The sequence below is a fragment of the Streptomyces sp. NPDC088730 genome, from assembly GCF_044751215.1.
Taxonomy (GTDB): Bacteria; Actinomycetota; Actinomycetes; order Streptomycetales; family Streptomycetaceae; genus Streptomyces.
This window is the reverse complement of the sequence record NZ_JBIVLK010000004.1, coordinates 145,246-162,310: the sequence shown is the minus strand read 5'-3', so window position 1 is coordinate 162,310 and position 17,065 is coordinate 145,246. Positions and strand designations below refer to the sequence as shown.

14 protein-coding genes and 1 tRNA gene are annotated in these 17,065 nt (G+C 70.9%); 4 read left to right on the top strand and 11 right to left on the bottom strand.

The features are described 5' to 3' along the window. Positions 1–33: 33 nt before the first annotated feature. Together ACIP89_RS15795 and ACIP89_RS15790 are read right to left on the bottom strand one after the other, a co-directional pair. A complete protein-coding gene (locus ACIP89_RS15795; RefSeq protein ID WP_401926794.1) occupies positions 34–720 on the bottom strand; it encodes a TetR family transcriptional regulator in 687 nt (228 codons plus the stop codon). Beyond that, positions 717–1,691, bottom strand: coding sequence for an acyl-CoA desaturase (locus tag ACIP89_RS15790; protein ID WP_402115314.1), 975 nt, complete (start codon positions 1,689–1,691; stop codon positions 717–719). The genes ACIP89_RS15795 and ACIP89_RS15790 overlap by 4 nt, the downstream gene beginning before the upstream one ends. Positions 1,692–2,035: 344 nt before the next feature. On the opposite strand from ACIP89_RS15790, the gene ppc reads away from it, so the two are divergent. Continuing rightward, positions 2,036–4,765 carry a phosphoenolpyruvate carboxylase gene (gene ppc, locus ACIP89_RS15785; RefSeq protein WP_401927000.1) on the top strand — a complete coding sequence of 910 codons (2,730 nt, stop codon included), beginning with the start codon at positions 2,036–2,038 and terminating at the stop codon, positions 4,763–4,765. A 24-nt stretch (positions 4,766–4,789) separates the two neighbouring features. On the opposite strand, the gene ACIP89_RS15780 is transcribed toward ppc, so the two are convergent. From ACIP89_RS15780 to ACIP89_RS15750, 7 genes are all read right to left on the bottom strand, one after another. Further along, positions 4,790–5,260: a hypothetical protein gene (locus ACIP89_RS15780; protein ID WP_401926787.1), complete on the bottom strand. Its 471-nt coding sequence runs from the start codon at positions 5,258–5,260 to the stop codon at positions 4,790–4,792. A gap of 110 nt (positions 5,261–5,370) precedes the next feature. Beyond that, on the bottom strand, positions 5,371–5,964 hold the full coding sequence (gene pth / locus ACIP89_RS15775) for an aminoacyl-tRNA hydrolase (protein WP_401926785.1): 594 nt from the start codon (positions 5,962–5,964) through the stop codon (positions 5,371–5,373). A gap of 104 nt (positions 5,965–6,068) precedes the next feature. Continuing rightward, a complete protein-coding gene (locus ACIP89_RS15770) occupies positions 6,069–6,659 on the bottom strand; it encodes a 50S ribosomal protein L25/general stress protein Ctc (protein ID WP_401926784.1) in 591 nt (196 codons plus the stop codon). Positions 6,660–6,869: 210 nt separating this feature from the next. Continuing rightward, positions 6,870–7,844: a ribose-phosphate diphosphokinase gene (locus ACIP89_RS15765; RefSeq protein WP_024490433.1), complete on the bottom strand. Its 975-nt coding sequence runs from the start codon at positions 7,842–7,844 to the stop codon at positions 6,870–6,872. A gap of 120 nt (positions 7,845–7,964) precedes the next feature. Further along, a complete protein-coding gene (gene glmU, locus ACIP89_RS15760; protein ID WP_401926995.1) occupies positions 7,965–9,413 on the bottom strand; it encodes a bifunctional UDP-N-acetylglucosamine diphosphorylase/glucosamine-1-phosphate N-acetyltransferase GlmU in 1,449 nt (482 codons plus the stop codon). A gap of 108 nt (positions 9,414–9,521) precedes the next feature. Further along, positions 9,522–9,593: transfer RNA gene (locus ACIP89_RS15755), tRNA-Gln, on the bottom strand. Continuing rightward, a complete protein-coding gene (locus ACIP89_RS15750; RefSeq protein ID WP_402115313.1) occupies positions 9,579–10,478 on the bottom strand; it encodes a hypothetical protein in 900 nt (299 codons plus the stop codon). Before ACIP89_RS15750 ends, ACIP89_RS15755 begins: the two co-directional genes overlap by 15 nt. A 155-nt stretch (positions 10,479–10,633) precedes the next feature. On the opposite strand from ACIP89_RS15750, the gene ACIP89_RS15745 reads away from it, so the two are divergent. Continuing rightward, the gene (locus ACIP89_RS15745) at positions 10,634–11,941 is read left to right on the top strand and encodes a sensor histidine kinase (protein WP_401926990.1); all 1,308 of its coding nucleotides are present in this window, start codon (positions 10,634–10,636) and stop codon (positions 11,939–11,941) included. Positions 11,942–11,959: 18 nt separating this feature from the next. Here ACIP89_RS15745 and ACIP89_RS15740 read toward each other — a convergent pair whose 3' ends face one another. Both ACIP89_RS15740 and ACIP89_RS15735 read right to left on the bottom strand, forming a co-directional pair. Continuing rightward, entirely contained in the window at positions 11,960–12,493 is a 534-nt protein-coding gene (locus ACIP89_RS15740) for an SUKH-3 domain-containing protein (protein WP_401926774.1), read from the bottom strand. Positions 12,494–12,503: 10 nt separating this feature from the next. Beyond that, a complete protein-coding gene (locus ACIP89_RS15735; RefSeq protein ID WP_401926772.1) occupies positions 12,504–13,034 on the bottom strand; it encodes a YwqJ-related putative deaminase in 531 nt (176 codons plus the stop codon). A 304-nt stretch (positions 13,035–13,338) separates the two neighbouring features. On the opposite strand from ACIP89_RS15735, the gene ACIP89_RS15730 reads away from it, so the two are divergent. Beyond that, the gene (locus ACIP89_RS15730) at positions 13,339–14,316 is read left to right on the top strand and encodes an SMI1/KNR4 family protein (RefSeq protein WP_401926769.1); all 978 of its coding nucleotides are present in this window, start codon (positions 13,339–13,341) and stop codon (positions 14,314–14,316) included. 5 nt (positions 14,317–14,321) lie between these two features. After that, complete coding sequence (locus ACIP89_RS15725) at positions 14,322–16,949, top strand: SUKH-4 family immunity protein (protein ID WP_402115311.1); 2,628 nt, start codon at positions 14,322–14,324, stop codon at positions 16,947–16,949. Positions 16,950–17,065: the final 116 nt, after the last annotated feature.

Here is a 17,065-nt window from a genome sequence, read left to right as displayed (position 1 = left end):
GGACGGACCACAGCCGGTCCACAGCCTCCCGCGTCAGCTCTTGCGGTGGCCTATCAGCCGGGGCCTCGACTCCAGGTTCTCCAGCCCGTGCCACGCCAGATTCACCAGATGCGCCGCCACTTCGGCCTTCTTCGGCCTGCGGGCGTTCACCCACCACTGCCCGGTCAGCGCCACCATCCCGACCAGCGCCTGCGCATACAGCGGGGCCAGCTTCGGATCGAAGCCCCGGGCCTTGAACTCCAGCCCCAGGATGTCCTCCACCTGCGTGGCGATATCGCTGATGAGCGAGGCGAACGTGCCGGTCGACTGGGCGACCGGCGAATCACGCACCAGAATCCGGAACCCGTCCGTGTAGGTCTCGATGTAGTCCAGCAGCGCGAACGCCGCCTGCTCCAGCAGCTCACGCGGGTGACCGGCGGTCAGCGCGGTGTTCACCATCTCCAGGAGCTGGCGCATCTCCCGGTCCACCACCACCGCGTACAGCCCCTCCTTGCCGCCGAAGTGCTCGTAGACCACCGGCTTGGAGACCCCGGCACGCGCCGCGATCTCCTCCACCGAAGTGCCCTCGAAACCCTTGTCGGCGAAGAGGGTGCGACCGATGTCCAGCAGTTGCTCGCGGCGTTCCTTGCCCGTCATCCGCACCCGGCGTGCCCGCCGGGCGGAGGGTGCGCGGGATTTCTCGCTGCTTGTGCTTCCGTCGGTCGCCACGTCGTCAATCATGCCGCGTCGGCCTCCGCCGGGTGGCGCCGGGACTCGATACGGGCGGAGTCGGGCCAGCGCACGTCCGTCGCCCAGCCCAGTTTCTCGAACCAGCGGATCAGCCGGGCACTCGAATCGATCTGACCGCGCATCACGCCGTGCCGCGCGCTCGTCGGGTCCGCGTGGTGCAGGTTGTGCCAGGACTCACCGCAGGAGAGGACCGCCAGCCACCACACGTTGCCGGACTTGTCGCGGGACTTGAACGGACGCTTGCCGACCGCGTGGCAGATCGAGTTGATCGACCACGTCACATGGTGCAGCAGCGCGACCCGGACCAGGGAGCCCCAGAAGAACGCCGTCGCCGCCCCCCACCACGACATCGTGACCAGACCGCCGACCAGCGGCGGGATCGCCAGCGAGACGATCGTGAAGGACAGGAAGTGGCGGGAGATCCCGCGGATCGCGGGATCCCTGATCAGGTCGGGGGCGTACTTCTGCTGCGACGTCTGCTCCTCGTCGAACATCCATGCGATGTGCGCCCACCACAGCCCCTTCATCAGGGCCGGCAGCGTCTCACCGAAACGCCACGGGGAATGCGGATCGCCCTCGGCGTCCGAGAAACGGTGATGCTTGCGGTGATCGGCCACCCAGCGCACCAGGGGACCCTCCACCGCGAGCGAACCGGCCACGGCCAGGGCGATACGGAGCGGACGCTTCGCCTTGAACGAGCCATGCGTGAAGTAACGGTGGAAGCCGATCGTGATGCCGTGGCAGCCGATGTAGTACATCGTCACCATCAGCCCCAGATCGAGCCAGCTGACACCACGGCCCCAGGCCAGCGGCACCGCCGCGACCAGGGCCAGGAACGGCAGGACGATGAACAGCAGAAGCGCGAACTGCTCGATCGACCGCTTGTTGTCCCCGCCGAGCGTGGCGGAGGGAGGACTGTCGGCCGCCGGAGCGGCCTCGATCACATCGGGGCTGGTCTTCATGGGGAGTCCCCTGTGGGTGAGAACGCGACGGAATGCGTGGGCTACGCATCCGTAACCTACGGCGTCGTAAGTATGGCAGCGCGGAGCCCCGCCACAAGAGGGACCGGCCTACCCCGCACGGAGTGGCGTCATATGGGGTAGGGGACAGAACGCGTACCCCCGCGGGCACCCGTCTTGAAGTGCGGACACCTGTCGGGGCGCGAACAGCGCCGAAAGCACGGACACCTATCCTGGAGAGGTCGGACAGCGCGGTCCGCACTCTGCTTTCCCGGGGGTGGCGTGGCACCCGCTGCCAGCCGCGGGCCCCGGATCCCGTGCTCAACCACTGCAAGGAGCCGCACACTGTGAGCAGTGCCGACCAGACCCCCGCCGCCAGCCCCGAGCTGCGCGCCGACATCCGCCGCCTCGGTGACCTGCTGGGCGAGGCCCTCGTACGCCAGGAGGGCCAGGAACTCCTCGACCTCGTCGAACGGGTCCGCGCCCTGACCCGCACCGACGGCGAGGCCGCGGCCGAACTCCTCGGCGACACGGACCTGGAGACCGCCGCACAGCTCGTGCGCGCCTTCTCCACCTACTTCCACCTCGCCAACGTGACCGAGCAGGTCCACCGCGCCCACGAGATGCGCGACCGGCGCGCCGCCGAGGGCGGACTCCTCGCCCGCACCGCCGACCGGCTCAAGGACGCGGACCCCGAGCACCTGCGCGAGACCGTCAAGAACCTGAACGTACGGCCCGTCTTCACCGCACACCCCACCGAGGCCGCGCGGCGCTCCGTACTCAACAAGCTCCGCCGCATCGCCGCACTCCTGGAAACCCCGGTCATCGAGGCCGACCGGCGCCGCCAGGACATCCGGCTCGCCGAGAACATCGACCTCATCTGGCAGACCGACGAGCTGCGAGTCGTCCGCCCGGAGCCCGCCGACGAGGCCCGCAACGCCATCTACTACCTCGACGAACTCCACGCCAACGCCGTGGGCGACGTCCTGGAGGACCTGGCCGCGGAGCTGGAGCGCGTCGGCGTCGAACTCCCCGCCGGCACCCGCCCCCTCACCTTCGGCACCTGGATCGGCGGCGACCGCGACGGCAACCCCAACGTGACGCCCGCCGTCACCTGGGAAGTGCTGATCCTCCAGCACGAGCACGGCATCACCGACGCCCTCGAACTCGTCGACCAGCTGCGCGGACTGCTCTCCAACTCCATCCGCTACACCGGAGCCACCGACGAGCTCCACGCCTCCCTCCAGGCCGACCTGGAAGCCCTCCCCGAGATCAGCCCCCGCTACAAGCGGCTGAACGCGGAGGAGCCCTACCGGCTCAAGGCCACCTGCATCCGGCAGAAGCTCGTCAACACCCGCGAGCGCCTCGCCTCCGGCACCCCCCACCGCCCCGGCTGCGACTACCTCGGCACCGCCGAGCTCATCGCCGACCTGGCCCTCATCCAGACCTCCCTGCGCAAGCACAAGGGCGGCATCGTCGCCGACGGCCGGATGGACCGCACCATCCGTACGCTCGCCGCGTTCGGCCTCCAGCTCGCCACCATGGACGTACGCGAGCACGCCGACGCCCACCACCACGCGCTCGGACAGCTCTTCGACCGCCTCGGCGAGGAGTCCTGGCGCTACGCCGACATGCCCCGCGACTACCGGCAGAAGCTCCTCGCCAAGGAACTCCGCTCCCGCCGGCCGCTCGCCCCGACCCCGGCCCCGCTGGACGCGGCCGGCGAGAAGACCCTCGGCGTCTTCCACACCATCAGCCAGGCCTTCGAGCGCTTCGGCCCCGAGGTCATCGAGTCCTACATCATCTCGATGTGCCAGGGCGCCGACGACGTCTTCGCCGCCGCCGTCCTCGCCCGCGAAGCCGGCCTCCTCGACCTGCACGCCGGCTGGGCCAAGATCGGCATCGTCCCGCTCCTGGAGACCACCGACGAGCTCAAGGCCGCCGACGTCATCCTCGACGAGATGCTCGCCGACCCCTCCTACCGCCGCCTCGTATCGCTCCGCGGCGACGTCCAGGAGGTCATGCTCGGCTACTCCGACTCCTCCAAGTTCGGCGGCATCACCACCTCCCAGTGGGAGATCCACCGCGCCCAGCGCCGCCTCCGCGACGTCGCCCACCGCTACGGCGTACGCCTGCGCCTCTTCCACGGCCGCGGCGGCACCGTCGGCCGCGGCGGCGGCCCCTCGCACGACGCGATCCTCGCGCAGCCCTGGGGCACCCTGGAGGGCGAGATCAAGGTGACCGAGCAGGGCGAGGTCATCTCCGACAAGTACCTCATCCCCGCCCTCGCCCGCGAGAACCTGGAACTGACCGTCGCGGCCACCCTCCAGGCCTCCGCGCTGCACACCGCACCCCGCCAGTCCGACGAGGCCCTCGCCCGCTGGGACGCGGCCATGGACACCGTCTCCGACGCCGCCCACGCCGCGTACCGCAAGCTGGTCGAGGACCCGGACCTGCCGACGTACTTCCTCGCCTCCACCCCGGTGGACCAGCTCGCCGACCTGCACCTGGGCTCGCGGCCCTCCCGCCGCCCCGGCTCCGGCGTCTCCCTCGACGGACTGCGCGCCATCCCGTGGGTCTTCGGCTGGACCCAGTCCCGGCAGATCGTCCCCGGCTGGTACGGCGTCGGCTCAGGCCTCAAGGCCCTGCGCGAAGCCGGTCTCGACACCGTCCTCGAAGAGATGCACGAGCACTGGCACTTCTTCCAGAACTTCCTCTCCAACGTCGAGATGACCCTCGCCAAGACCGACCTGCGCATCGCCCGCCACTACGTCGACACCCTCGTCCCCGACGAGCTCAAGCACGTCTTCGACGCCATCGAGGCCGAGCACGCGCTGACCGTCAGCGAAGTCCTCAAGATCACCGGCAACACCGAACTGCTCGGCACCAGCCCGGTGCTCCAGCAGACCTTCGCCATCCGCGACGCCTACCTGGACCCGATCTCCTACCTCCAGGTATCGCTGCTGGCCCGCCAGCGCCAGGCAGCGGAACGCGGCGAGGAACCCGACCCGCTGCTCGCCCGCGCCCTGCTGCTCACCGTCAACGGTGTCGCCGCCGGACTCCGCAACACCGGCTGATCAGCCGCCGCGGGTGCGGTCCCGTCACAGGGCGAAGAACGTCGCCACCAGCAGGACCGCACCCGCGATCCCGGCACCCCACGCGATCCGGGGCAGCCGCATCCCACCACCGATCACCAGCGCCGCGAGCACCAGCGCACCGCCCAGCGGCACCCACGCGTGCAGCAGACCCGGCGTCCCCGTCCGCACCACCTCGAACGTGCCCGGCTTCACGACGACCGGGAAACGGTCCCCCTTCTTCGCCGCCACGGACTTGTCCACCGACACCCGGGAACGCCCGGAACCGTCGTCCGAGGGCACATACGGCCCCGTACACACCTCGCTGCCGCACCCGGTGACCGTCATCGTGCCGTGCTCACGCCCCTTGGCCAGCACGATGTGCTGCGCCGAGTCCCACGAGGCCAGCGCCCCCGCCACCAGCAGCAGCAGAACGACACAGCCGAGCGCGGCGGTGCGGCCGTGGTGCAGGACACGTCGGGAGGAGCTGCGCTTCATGGGGGCCGATCCTTGGGCAGCGCCCCACGCCCGGTCAAGCTGTGGCTGAAAACAGCATGCTTACCGGGGTGTATGTCGGGAATCGCCGCAGGAATCCCGGCTACCGGGACTCAGGAGTTGTACGCGCTCTGCGCGCGCTCCAGACCCTCCGCCAGCAGGCACTCCACCGAATCCGCCGCCCGGTCCACCAGGAAGCCCAGCTCCTTGCGCTCCGTGGACGAGAAGTCCTTCAGAACGAAATCGGCAACCTGCATCCGGCCCGGCGGACGCCCGATGCCGAACCGGATCCGGTGATAGTCGGGCCCCATCGACTTCGTCATCGACTTCAGCCCGTTGTGACCGTTGTCCCCGCCGCCCAGCTTCAGCCGCAGCGAGCCGTAATCGATGTCCAGCTCGTCATGGACAGCCACCACATGGTCGAGCGGCACCTTGTAGAAGTCGCGCAACGCCGTCACCGGGCCACCCGACAGATTCATGTACGACATCGGCTTCGCCACCACCACCCGGCGGCTCAGCGGCCCCGGCGGGCCCATCCGGCCTTCCAGCACCTGCGCCTGCGCCTTCGGAGCCCGCTTGAACTTCCCGCCGATCCGCTCCGCGAGCAGGTCGGCCACCATGAAGCCCACGTTGTGCCGGTTCGCCGCGTACTCGGGGCCGGGATTGCCCAGGCCCACGATCAGCCAGGGGTCGGTGGCGTCGGACATCGCGCTGGGTCTCCTCGCGTACGGCGGGTGGCGGACAGAGAGACGGGGCGGCGGCTCCCTCCCGGGAAACCGCCACCCCGTCAGTCAAGCAGGTGGGGCGAGGCTCAGGCCTCGGCACCCTCGGCCTCGGCGGCGTCCGCGGACGGCTCCTCGGCCTGGGCGGCGACGACCGCCAGGACGACCGCGTCCGGGTCGGCCTCGGCCAGCACCGAACCCTTGGGCAGCGGGATGTCCTTGGCGAGGATCGACGCACCGGCGTCCAGTCCCGCGATGGAGACCGTCACGGAGTTCGGGATGTGGGTGGCCTCGGCCTCGACGAGCAGCGTGTTCTGCACGTACTCCAGCAGGTTGCCGCCCGGGGCCAGCTCGCCCTCGACGTGCACCGCGACCTCGACGTTGACCTTCTCGCCGCGCTTCACGGTCAGCAGGTCGACGTGCTCGATGTTGCCCTTGATGGCGTTGCGCTGCACGGCCTTCGGGATGACCAGCGCGTCCTTGCCGTCGATCTCCAGACCGATCAGGACGTTGGCGGTACGGAGCGCGAGCTGCAGCTCGTGGGCCGGCAGCGTGATGTGGACCGCGTCGGCGCCGTGGCCGTAGATGACGGCGGGGACGAGGTTGGCGCGACGGGTGCGGCGGGCGGCGCCCTTGCCGAACTCGGAACGGACCTCGGCGTTGAGCTTGATCTCGGCCATGACTGCACTCCTCGTAAGGTGACAAAAACTGCGGAAGGTCACCCGGCCCACGACAGGCCTGCTACGAAGAGCGCGTCGATAACGGACCGCCGTACCTATGAGTACGGCCTCCCTCGCCGAGCAACTCGCTGAGTCTACCCGGCGGGGAGGCCGCACCCCAAAGTGGATCTTCTGTGACGTTCTTCGCCCGGAGGGAAGCGCCTACTGCTCCTACTGCTCCTCGAAGAGGCTCGTGACCGAACCGTCCTCGAAGACCTCGCGCACCGCGCGGGCGATCGTCGGCGCGATCGAGAGCACCGTGATCTTGTCGAGCTCCAGCTCACCCGGCGTCGGCAGGGTGTCCGTGAACACGAACTCACTCACCTTCGAGTTCTTCAGCCGGTCCGCCGCCGGGCCCGAGAGCACACCGTGCGTCGCCGTCACTATGACGTCCTCCGCACCGTGCGCGAACAGGGCGTCCGCGGCGGCGCAGATCGTGCCACCCGTGTCGATCATGTCGTCGACCAGGACACAGACCCGGCCCTCGACGTTGCCCACGACCTCGTGGACGCTGACCTGGTTCGGCACGTCCTTGTCGCGGCGCTTGTGCACGATCGCCAGCGGGGCGTCCAGCCGGTCGCACCAGCGGTCCGCGACCCGGACCCGGCCCGCGTCCGGCGAGACGATCGTCAGCTTCGAACGGTCGACCTTCGCACCGACGTAGTCGGCCAGGATCGGCAGCGCGAAGAGGTGGTCGACCGGGCCGTCGAAGAAGCCCTGGATCTGGTCGGTGTGCAGGTCGACGGTGAGGATGCGGTCCGCACCCGCCGTCTTCATCAGGTCCGCGATCAGACGGGCCGAGATCGGCTCGCGGCCGCGGTGCTTCTTGTCCTGACGGGCGTAGCCGTAGAACGGCACGATCACCGTGATGGAGCGGGCGGACGCGCGCTTCAGCGCGTCCAGCATGATCAGCTGCTCCATGATCCACTTGTTGATCGGAGCCGTGTGGCTCTGGATCAGGAAGCAGTCGGCGCCGCGGGCGGACTCCTGGAAGCGGACGTAGATCTCACCGTTGGCGAAATCGAAGGCCTTCGTCGGCACGAGGCCCACACCCAGCTGGTGCGCAACCTCCTCGGCCAGCTCGGGGTGGGCGCGGCCGGAGAAGAACATCAGTTTCTTCTCGCCGGTCGTCTTGATCCCGGTCACAGCACAGTCTCCTCAGACGTGTTCCTGGCGCTGCACGCAGATGTCCCGATGTGCAACGAGCCAGCCGAAATGGGGTGAGCATCTATCACGGTACGCCGTGCGCGACGTACCTGATTCCGGTCAGCTTTCGCCGCCGGCCTCCTCGGACGCGGCCTGAGCCGCCTGTGCGGCCGCGCTGCCCGGACGCTTCCGGGCCACCCAACCCTCGATATTCCTTTGCTGGCCACGGGCCACGGCCAGCGAACCGGACGGCACGTCCTTCGTGATGACAGACCCGGCCGCGGTGTAGACACCGTCCCCGACCGTGACAGGCGCCACAAACATATTGTCCGATCCGGTACGGCAGTGAGAGCCGATCGTCGTGTGGTGCTTGGCCACACCGTCGTAGTTCACGAACACGCTCGCGGCACCGATGTTGGTGTGGTCGCCGATCGTCGCGTCACCGACGTACGACAGATGCGGAACCTTCGTGCCCTCGCCGATCGTGGCGTTCTTCATCTCCACGTACGTACCGGCCTTGGCCTTCGCACCCAGCCGCGTACCCGGCCGCAGATACGCGTACGGGCCGACCAGCGCGCCCGCACCCACCTGCGCCCCGTCCGCCACCGTGTTGTCCACCCGGGCGCCCGCGTGCACGACGGTGTCCGTCAGCCGCGAGTTCGGACCCACCTCGGCGTCCTCCCCGAGATGCGTCGCACCCAGCAGCTGCGTACCCGGGTGCACGATCGCGTCCCGCTCGTACGTCACGGTCACGTCGATCAGCGTCGACGCCGGGTCCACCACGGTCACCCCGGCCGTCATCGCCCGCTCCAGCAGCCGCTGGTTCAGCAGCCGGCGGGCCTCCGCCAGCTGCACCCGGTTGTTGATCCCGAGGATCTCCCGGTGGTCACCGGCGACCGAGGCGCCGACCCGGTGCCCCGCCTCACGCAGGATCGACAGCACATCGGTGAGGTACTCCTCGCCCTGGCTGTTGTCCGTACGGACCTTGCCCAGCGCGTCCGTCAGGAGCTGCCCGTCGAACGCGAACACCCCGGAGTTGATCTCCCGGATCGCGCGCTGCGCCTCGGTGGCGTCCTTGTGCTCGACGATCTCGGTGACCGCACCGGTCGTCGCGTCCCGGACGATCCGCCCGTACCCGGTGGAGTCGGGGACCTCGGCGCTGAGCACGGTGACGGCGTTGGCGTCGGCGGTGTGGGTGGCGGCGAGCGCGGCGAGCGTCTCGCCGGACAGCAGCGGGGTGTCGCCGCAGACCACGACGACGGTGCCCTCGACGGTCCCGCCCAGCTCGTCGAGGGCGACGCGCACCGCGTTCCCGGTGCCCTTCTGCTCGGCCTGGTAGGCGGTGCGCACCTGGGCGTCCGCGGCGGTGAGGTGGGCGGTGACCTGCTCGCTCGCGTGGCCGACGACCACGACGAGGTGCTGGGGCGCCAGCTCGCGGGAGGCCGCGACGACATGTCCGACGAGCGAGCGCCCGGAGATCTCGTGCAGGACCTTGGGGGTCTTCGACTTCATGCGGGTGCCCTCACCCGCTGCGAGGACGACGACGGCTGCCGGGCGTTCGGAGCTCACGGATTGGCCCTTCGGCTTCGGGTGGTGGACATCCGCAGGATACCGGGGGGTGTTCGACCGGGCATGAGTGCGGGCCCCGACCACTTGGGTCGGGGCCCGTCGCTTGGGCTCCCCCACCAGGACTTGAACCCGGACAAATAGCACCAAAAGCTACTGTGCTGCCAATTACACCATGGGGGATTGATGCCGACTAAACCGGACATTGTCCCCGGTCGCCGGATCGGCACCCAACACTATGCCGTACCAAGCCCCTTCTACGCGACGATAAAGGTCGGCGCTCTTGGTCGTGTAGATGACGAGGCAGCCGCGGTAGGTGGCGCCGGTGTTCTTGCGGTTGGTCTTGGGGGTGTGCTTCTTGAGAGTGGCCCGCTTGAAGCAGGCTCGGGGCACTCCTGTCAGGTCCGCCCAGAATTCCTCGGCGCCTGCCACGTCCGCGGTCTCATGAATGCTGACGCGGAGGTGCAGTCGTTCGGCTGCGACGCCGAGCAGGCCGAGCCAGTTGAGGTACAGCTTGACCACGTTGGGGTCACTGTTGATGAATTGCAGGCTCTCCCTGCGGCTGTGCGGCTTGTCCTTCGTGCCCTCGGCCCAGTAGAGCGTCACTCCCGCCAGGAAGAGCTCCCGGTCGGAGAGCTCACCCACGGACTCGCACGCGATCCGTTTCGTCTGTGCCCGCTCCTGGTCCCGGCGGGCGCGCAAGTCGGCGAGACCTGCGTTCATGCGGGCGAGGCGCTCCTCCTTCGAGTATCGGGGTTCCGGCTTCGGGAGATCTCTTACCCACAGGGAGACCGAACTCTTCGAGCAGCCCAGTTCGGCCTCGATCCGGTCGTACGTCATGCCCTGGAGACGCAGCTCGCGAGCCTTGGCGCGCAGTTCGTCCTTGGCGCGTGGGCGCCTGGTCCACTCCGGGGCGGGCTCGCCCGCGAGAAGACGGTGAAGGGTGTCGTTGTTGAAGACCTTCAGCCGGTCCCGGATCTGCCGCACGCTCAAACCCTCCCGCCGCAGCGCGACCGCCTGCTTGCGGAGCCCCTCGAAATCCGCGTACTTGCCGGTGATTTCCGTCATGGGGCAAGCGTTGTCCGGAATCCGGACGTCCGGGTCGAATGGGTGGTCGATTCGCCATTTCGGGCGATCGTCGATCGTTTCGTCTCCGTTCGAACGCGCGACGTGCTGTCCGGGTCACCCGAAAATGAGGTGCGCCCGCCCGTACGCTGGATGCCATGACCGCAACGGGGGCAGACCGGGAAGCGGCGGGACCGACCACCCGCGGCTACTGGTGGTGGGAACGGCGACGGAGTGTCGCACTGGATGTGGGACTGGCGCTGTTCTCGGCGCTGGAGTGTGCGCTGGAAGGGGTGGAATTCGCGGGGGACACCGGGCTGCCGGTGCCTCTGGGGGTGGTTTTCGGATTCGTGGCGGGGGCCGTGCTGCTGGTCCGCCGGCGCTGGCCGATCGCCGTGGTGCTGGTGTCCGTCGCCACGACACCGGCCGAGATGGGCTTCCTGATGGGCCTGGTCGGCCTGTACACGCTGGCCGCGTCCGACGTGCCCCGGCGGATCACCGTGGTGCTGATGAGCATGTCGCTGGTCGGCACGTTCATCGTCACGTACGTACGGCTGCGGCAGGGGGTGTCGGCCAGTGCCGACTTCGGCCCGGGCGACTGGTACGTCCCGATGCTGTCCCTCTTCATGGCGGTGGGGCTCACCGCGCCGCCCGTGCTGTTCGGCCTCTACATAGGGGCCAGGCGCCGGCTGATGGAGAGCCTGCGGGAGCGGGCCGACTCGCTGGAGCGGGAGCTGTCGCTGCTCGCGGACCGGGCCGAGGAGCGGGCCGAGTGGGCCCGTACGGAGGAGCGGACCCGGATCGCCCGCGAGATGCACGACGTGGTCGCCCACCGGGTGAGCCTGATGGTCGTGCACGCCGCGGCGCTCCAGGCCGTCGCGCCCAAGGACCCGGCGAAGGCCGTGCGCAACGCGGCGCTCGTCGGTGACATGGGGCGCCAGGCGCTGACCGAGCTGCGCGAGATGCTCGGGGTGCTGCGCACGGGGGAGCCGATGGTGGCGCGGGTGACGAAGGTGCCGCTCGCCTCTGTCGGCCGGACGGCCCCGGTCGTGGCGGAGGACGGGCCCCGGCTGGACGAGGTGGAGACGCTGGTCGGGGAGTCACGGGCGGCGGGGATGACGGTGGAGCTGTTGGTGCAGGGCGAGACGCGGCCGTACCCGCCCGAGGTCGAGCAGACGGCGTACCGGGTCGTGCAGGAGGCCCTGACGAATGTGCACAAGCACGCGGCCGGCGCGAAGACCTGGGTGCGGCTGGCACACCGGGGCGCGGAGGTCGCCATGCAGGTGGAGAACGGCCCCTCCGACTCGGCCATGGCCGACGCCGGGCTGCCCAGCGGCGGCAACGGGCTCGTGGGCATGCGGGAGCGGGTGCTCGGTCTGGGCGGGGTCTTCGTCTCCGGGCCGACGGACTCGGGCGGCTTCCGGGTCTCCGCGGTGCTGCCGGACGCCTCCGGCCCGGCGCGCTGACTCCCGGGCCGGAGGCGGTCAGGCCGAGGTGAGGCGTTCCGGCTGGGCGCCGGTGACGAGAGTGGACAGGGCTTGGTCGATGTCGGGGCCGAGGTACCAGTCGCCGGTGTGGTCGATGCTGTAGATCCGTCCCTCGGTGTCGATCGCGAGCACCGCCTGTCCGTCCCCCTCCTCGCCCAGCGGCGCGACCTCGGTCTCCAGGGCGCGGCCCAGGTCCGCCAGGGTCCGGGCCAGGTGCAGCCCGCGCAGCGGGTCGATCCGTACCGTCGCGGGTGCGATCTGGCGGCCGGGTGCGGTGGGGGTGAGGCGCAGTCCGCCGAATTCGGCCCAGGCCTCCACGGCCGAGGGGAAGACGGCGTGCTGGTGGCCGGCCGGTGAGGTGTGTGAGCGCAGAGCGTCGGCCCACTCCTCGGCCTGCCGGATGTCCCAGCGGCCGGGCTGCCAGCCGGCGGCGCGCAGGGCGGCGTCGACGGCGACGGGGAAGCGGGTGGAGGCCTGGCGGTCGTGGTTCGCCGGGTTCGCCTGTTCGGGGAGGTCGTGTCGGTCGGCCATGGGGGCGCGGTCAGCCCTTCTCTGCGGTGGTCGCCGCTCCGGTGGTGAGGTCGACGGGTCGTACGCCGAAGTGGGCGAGCATCACCGAACAGGAGCGGCAGGGCGGTGCGTAGCTGCCGTGCAGGGGGTCGCCGTCCTCGCGGATGCGGCGTGCGGTGATCCGGGCGTGCTTGAGCGCGCGGCGGGCCTCGCCGTTGGTGAGGGGCTTGCGCTGGGCGCGCTTGGAGCGGCCGGCCTCTGCGGCGGTGAGGTGCCGGGAGAGCAGTATCGCTTCGGGGCAGCGGCCGGTGAAGCGTTCCCGCTGGCCGCTGGTGAGGGTGTCCAGGAAGTCCTGGACGAGGTGGTGCAGTACGGGTGGCTGGTCGCCCTTGCCCGCGGTGCAGGTGAGCGTGTCGCCGCGGACGGACAGCGCTGCGGCCACGGCCGGCAGGATGCCGTCGCGGCGGTGGGTGAGTCGGGGTGCGTGGCGGGTTTCGGTGCTGCTCCAGCTGAGTCGTGGGTCCCCGGATGTGACGGTGTGTGCAGAGTGTGCGGTGTGCATGGTGCGTTGTCCCTCCCGTGCCCGCAGCGGCCGCTGCCGAATGTGCACGCCCCCGTGTATGCGGGTGACAGCCTGCCAAATGTGTCGGGTCGTGTGAAAGCTGGGTCGGGAAAACGTGTGCGCGTGTCGCCCGATGGTGGCCCGGCCGTCGCTCATCCGGCACAGCGTTGTGACGGTTCGTGACGGAAATGGCCGGGCGCCGGTGGGGCGGGACCCGTTCTTGCGGCACCGCATAGGCTGTGCCTGGACCGCCCCCATGGGCAGGTCGGTCCTCATCAGCCAGACGCAGCAGGGGGCAACCGCCATGACGACAGGTCGGCTCGGGCAGCAAGCCGCGCCACCGAACGGGGCCTACGCCGGGCAGCTCGTGCACTTCCCGGATCCTGTCCGGGCGTCCCGCCACCCCAGAGGTGTGCGCATGGACGGGAACGGGTGTCCGGAGTTCGTGCCGTACGCACGTGCCGCCGCCGAGATCGCGGAGCCCCCGCAGGGCTTCGGTGTCGACGAACTGCGGCTCACGGACTACGTGTCGGCGAACGCGGCGCTGGCGGCCAGTGGCCACGAGCTGTGGGACACGATCCCGGCGGTGGCCACCCCGCACGGCTGGACCTGGCACCACGTGCCGGGCGGCCGGCGGATGGAGCTGGTCCCGGTCGAAGTGAAGGCGCTGCTGCGGCACCACGGCGGGCTCGCGACGACCGCGGTGGACCAGAACAAGCGGGGCACGCGTCCGCTCCAGGAGACCCGGCCCGCGCACTTCCGGCTCCCGAAGGGGGCCGTGGCGGTGAGCGAGCAGCAGATCCAGGGCGTCGAGGAGGACCTCGGCTACCGGTTGCCGGGTGCGTACCGCACGTTCCTGAAGGCGGCCGGCGGTTCGGCCCCGGTGGGTGCGGCGCTCGACGCGGAGCTGGGGCTGCTGGTCGACCAGCCGTTCTTCACGGTGCGCGACGAGGCGGCTGTGAACGATCTGGTCTATGTGAACAAGTGTTTGCGGGACCATCTGACGAAGGATTACCTGGGGGTCGGTTTCGTCCAGGGCGGCATTCTCGCGGTGAAGGTCCGGGGCCAGGGCATCGGCTCGGTCTGGTTCTGCGCGTACGACGACGCGCGGGACCAGGACGGCTGGAGTGTCCAGGAGCGGGTGGACCGGCTGCTGTTGCCGTGCGGCGTGGACTTCGACGCCTTCCTGCAGCGTCTCGCGGGCAACCCGCCGGAGCTGGAGACGGTGGCGAACCTGATGGTGGACGGTGGCTTCGCGCGCGCCGTCCCGGTGGAGGGGTGAGCGCGATGGTGACCTTCGCACAGGCGCAGGAGCGCGCGGACGAGTGGGTCAACGGCGACGTTCCGGCGTATCAGCACCGCGAGGTGCGGGTGCGTGAGTTCGAGCTGGGTTTCGTGGTGTGGGCCGAGGACCGGGCGAACGGTCCGGTCTCCGACGGTGGCCGGCAGCGGCTGGTGATCGCCCGGGACAGCGGTGAGGCGACGCTGTGGCCCGGTCTGCCGGTCGGTGAGGTGATCCGGCGGTACGAGGAGGAGTACGGCGCCGCGGAGGTGGCGCAGGCTGCTCCGGAGCCGCCGCAGCGCATCGATCTGAATCAGACGTCGTTCCTGTTGAGCCCGCCGGAGTGGCTCCAGGAGGCGGCGGACAAGCTGGGTATTCCGGACCGGCGGGCGGAGGGTTCGGAGGACCGGCTGCCTCCGCAGGCACCGGCGGCTGTTCCCGCTGTTCCTGCCGCGCCTGCTCCGATTCCCGCTCCCGCGTCTCCTCCCGAGTCGCCTTATTCTTCCGGTCCCTCTCCCTCTCCCTCTCCCTCTCCCTCTGCTCCGTCCTCTCCGTCGGACGGGCGGGGTGCGTACGAGCCCACCGCGCACGAGGGGGTTCAGGCGTCCTCGCCGCAGCCGCCGGTGGGGGCCACGCCGTGGGCGGGGACCGATACCAACGCGGGTTCCGACGAGGGGGAGGTGGGGCTGCCGGCCACGGTGTTCGCGCCGCCGCTCTCGGGTGCGGACGACGAGGAGGAGCCGCCCCGGGTGGTGTCGGCCGAGGCGCCGACCGCGTTGATGTCCGGGGGCAGCCAGTTGCCCCGGACGGCGATCGTGCCCGGCCCCGACTCGCGGAACCCCGGACGCCAGGGCCCCGGTGCGCCTGGTGCCCCGGGTGTTCCCGGCGCACCCGGTACGCCCGGTGGTCCCAGCGCTCCCGGTGTTCCCGGTACGCCCGGTGTTCCCGGTGCTGCGGACATCTCGCAGGAGGCCACCAGCAAGGCGACCGTCCCACCGCGGGGTGCGCGTGGTGGGGGTTCGACGCCTCCGCCGCCGCCCGGCGCCCCCGGTGTTCCGGGCGCGCTGCCGGGCGCGCCGGTGCCGCCGCCCTCCGGACCGGGTGCGCCCGGTGCCCCGGCGGGCGGGTACATGCCGACGCAGCTCGCCCCGCAGCAGGGCCCGCCCGGAGCGCCGCAGCCCCCCGGTCCGCCCGGTCCCCCCGGCCCTCCCGGTGCGACGCCGCCGCCCGGCACCGACGTGCATCAGGCGGCCACGATGTTCGCGACCCCCGCCCAGGTGGGCCCGCCCGGAGCGCCGCAGCCGCCGGGCCCGCCCGGTCCGCCCGGCCGGCCCGGTGTCCCTGGCGCGCCGCAGCCTCCTGGTCCCCCCGGTCCTCCCGGCCCTCCTGGTCCTCTCGGTCAGCCGGGTCCCCCCGCTCCTCCTGGTCCTCCCGGTCCTCCCGGTCCTCCCGGTGCGACGCCGCCGCCCGGTGCCGGTGTGCATCATGCGGCGACGATGCTCGCGGGTCCGGCACAGCTGGGCCCGCCCGGCGCGCCGCAGCCTCCCGGTCCGCCCGGTCCGCCCGGTGGATCGATGGGGGGTGTCCCCGGACAGCTGCCGCCGCCCGGTCACACCCCGCCGCCGGCGGCGTACGGGTATCCGCAGGCGCCCCCCGGCCGGCCGACCGTCGGCCCCGGCTACCAGGCCGTGCTGCGCTACCGGGGCCCCGACGGCAGCGAGCAGCAGCTGATCCGGCGCTCGGCGCCGGGCACCCCGCACCCCGAGTGGCAGATGCTGCACGAGCTGCGGGCCATGAACGTGCCGCCGCAGCAGGTCATCGAGCTGCACACGGAGCTGGAGTCCTGCGAGCTGCCGGGCGGTTACTGTGCCCGGATGATCCGGGAGACCTGGCCGCAGGTGCGGATCACCAGCGTGGCCCCGTACGGCACCGATCACGCGAGCCGGCAGCAGGGCATGCAGCACCTGCTCACCCACCAGGGCGAGCTGCACCAGGTGGCGGACGGGCCGGCGCGTCCGGCGCCGGTGCGGGCGCCGCTGCCGCAGTTGCCGCCCGCGATGCCGGTGCCGCCGGAGGCCGTCGCGGAGGAGTTGCTCCGGACGTTCGGTCCGCAGGGCGTGCTGCGCTTCGACCAGCGTGCGGTGTCCCGGCAGGGGGTGCCGGAGATCGTGGCGCGGACCCTGGTCTGGGCCGGGCTGCCCGCCGACTTCGGGCCGTTCTTCTGGGCGCAGCCGGGTCAGCCCGTGGTGCCGACGCTGGCCGAGCTGGCCGCGCAGCGCCAGGTGCAGCCGGCGCCCGACGCGGGGTCCTACCTCGTGATGGGTTCGGACTTCGGCCGGGCGATCTGTGTGCAGTACGGGACGGCGAACATCGTGGCCGTGCCGGTGGAGGCGGGGCCCGGCGGGCAGTCGGTGGCGCCGCAGTTCGTGAACACCGGACTGCCGGAGTTCACCCGGTCGCTGGCCCTGCTGGGCCGGATGTGGCGGCTGCGGTTCGGGCTCAATCCGGAGCAGGCCGGCCGCTGGACGGTCGACTTCCAGGCGCAGCTGGTCGCGCTGGACCCGGCGGCGCTGGCGTCGCCGGAGAGCTGGTGGTCGGTGCTGCTGGAGCAGATGTGGGACGGCCTGATCTGATCGTCGAACATCCGTAGCACGTCAGCGGGTGTGGTGCCCCGTTCCCGGCAGAATCCCTGCTGGGAACGGGGCGCCACGCTTTTGCCGTCTGTGATGCCGGTCGCTTCCGTCCGGAA

What these genes read in the sequence shown, in the direction of transcription:
- ACIP89_RS15795 (WP_401926794.1), bottom strand. Translation starts at nt 720, where the DNA reads ATGATTGACGACGTGGCGACCGACGGAAGCACAAGCAGCGAGAAATCC.
- ACIP89_RS15790 (WP_402115314.1), bottom strand. Translation starts at nt 1,691, where the DNA reads ATGAAGACCAGCCCCGATGTGATCGAGGCCGCTCCGGCGGCCGACAGT.
- ACIP89_RS15780 (WP_401926787.1), bottom strand. Translation starts at nt 5,260, where the DNA reads ATGAAGCGCAGCTCCTCCCGACGTGTCCTGCACCACGGCCGCACCGCC.
- pth (WP_401926785.1), bottom strand. Translation starts at nt 5,964, where the DNA reads ATGTCCGACGCCACCGACCCCTGGCTGATCGTGGGCCTGGGCAATCCC.
- ACIP89_RS15770 (WP_401926784.1), bottom strand. Translation starts at nt 6,659, where the DNA reads ATGGCCGAGATCAAGCTCAACGCCGAGGTCCGTTCCGAGTTCGGCAAG.
- ACIP89_RS15750 (WP_402115313.1), bottom strand. Translation starts at nt 10,478, where the DNA reads ATGACGGAAATCACCGGCAAGTACGCGGATTTCGAGGGGCTCCGCAAG.
- ACIP89_RS15745 (WP_401926990.1), top strand. Translation starts at nt 10,634, where the DNA reads ATGACCGCAACGGGGGCAGACCGGGAAGCGGCGGGACCGACCACCCGC.
- ACIP89_RS15740 (WP_401926774.1), bottom strand. Translation starts at nt 12,493, where the DNA reads ATGGCCGACCGACACGACCTCCCCGAACAGGCGAACCCGGCGAACCAC.
- ACIP89_RS15735 (WP_401926772.1), bottom strand. Translation starts at nt 13,034, where the DNA reads ATGCACACCGCACACTCTGCACACACCGTCACATCCGGGGACCCACGA.
- ACIP89_RS15730 (WP_401926769.1), top strand. Translation starts at nt 13,339, where the DNA reads ATGACGACAGGTCGGCTCGGGCAGCAAGCCGCGCCACCGAACGGGGCC.
- ACIP89_RS15725 (WP_402115311.1), top strand. Translation starts at nt 14,322, where the DNA reads ATGGTGACCTTCGCACAGGCGCAGGAGCGCGCGGACGAGTGGGTCAAC.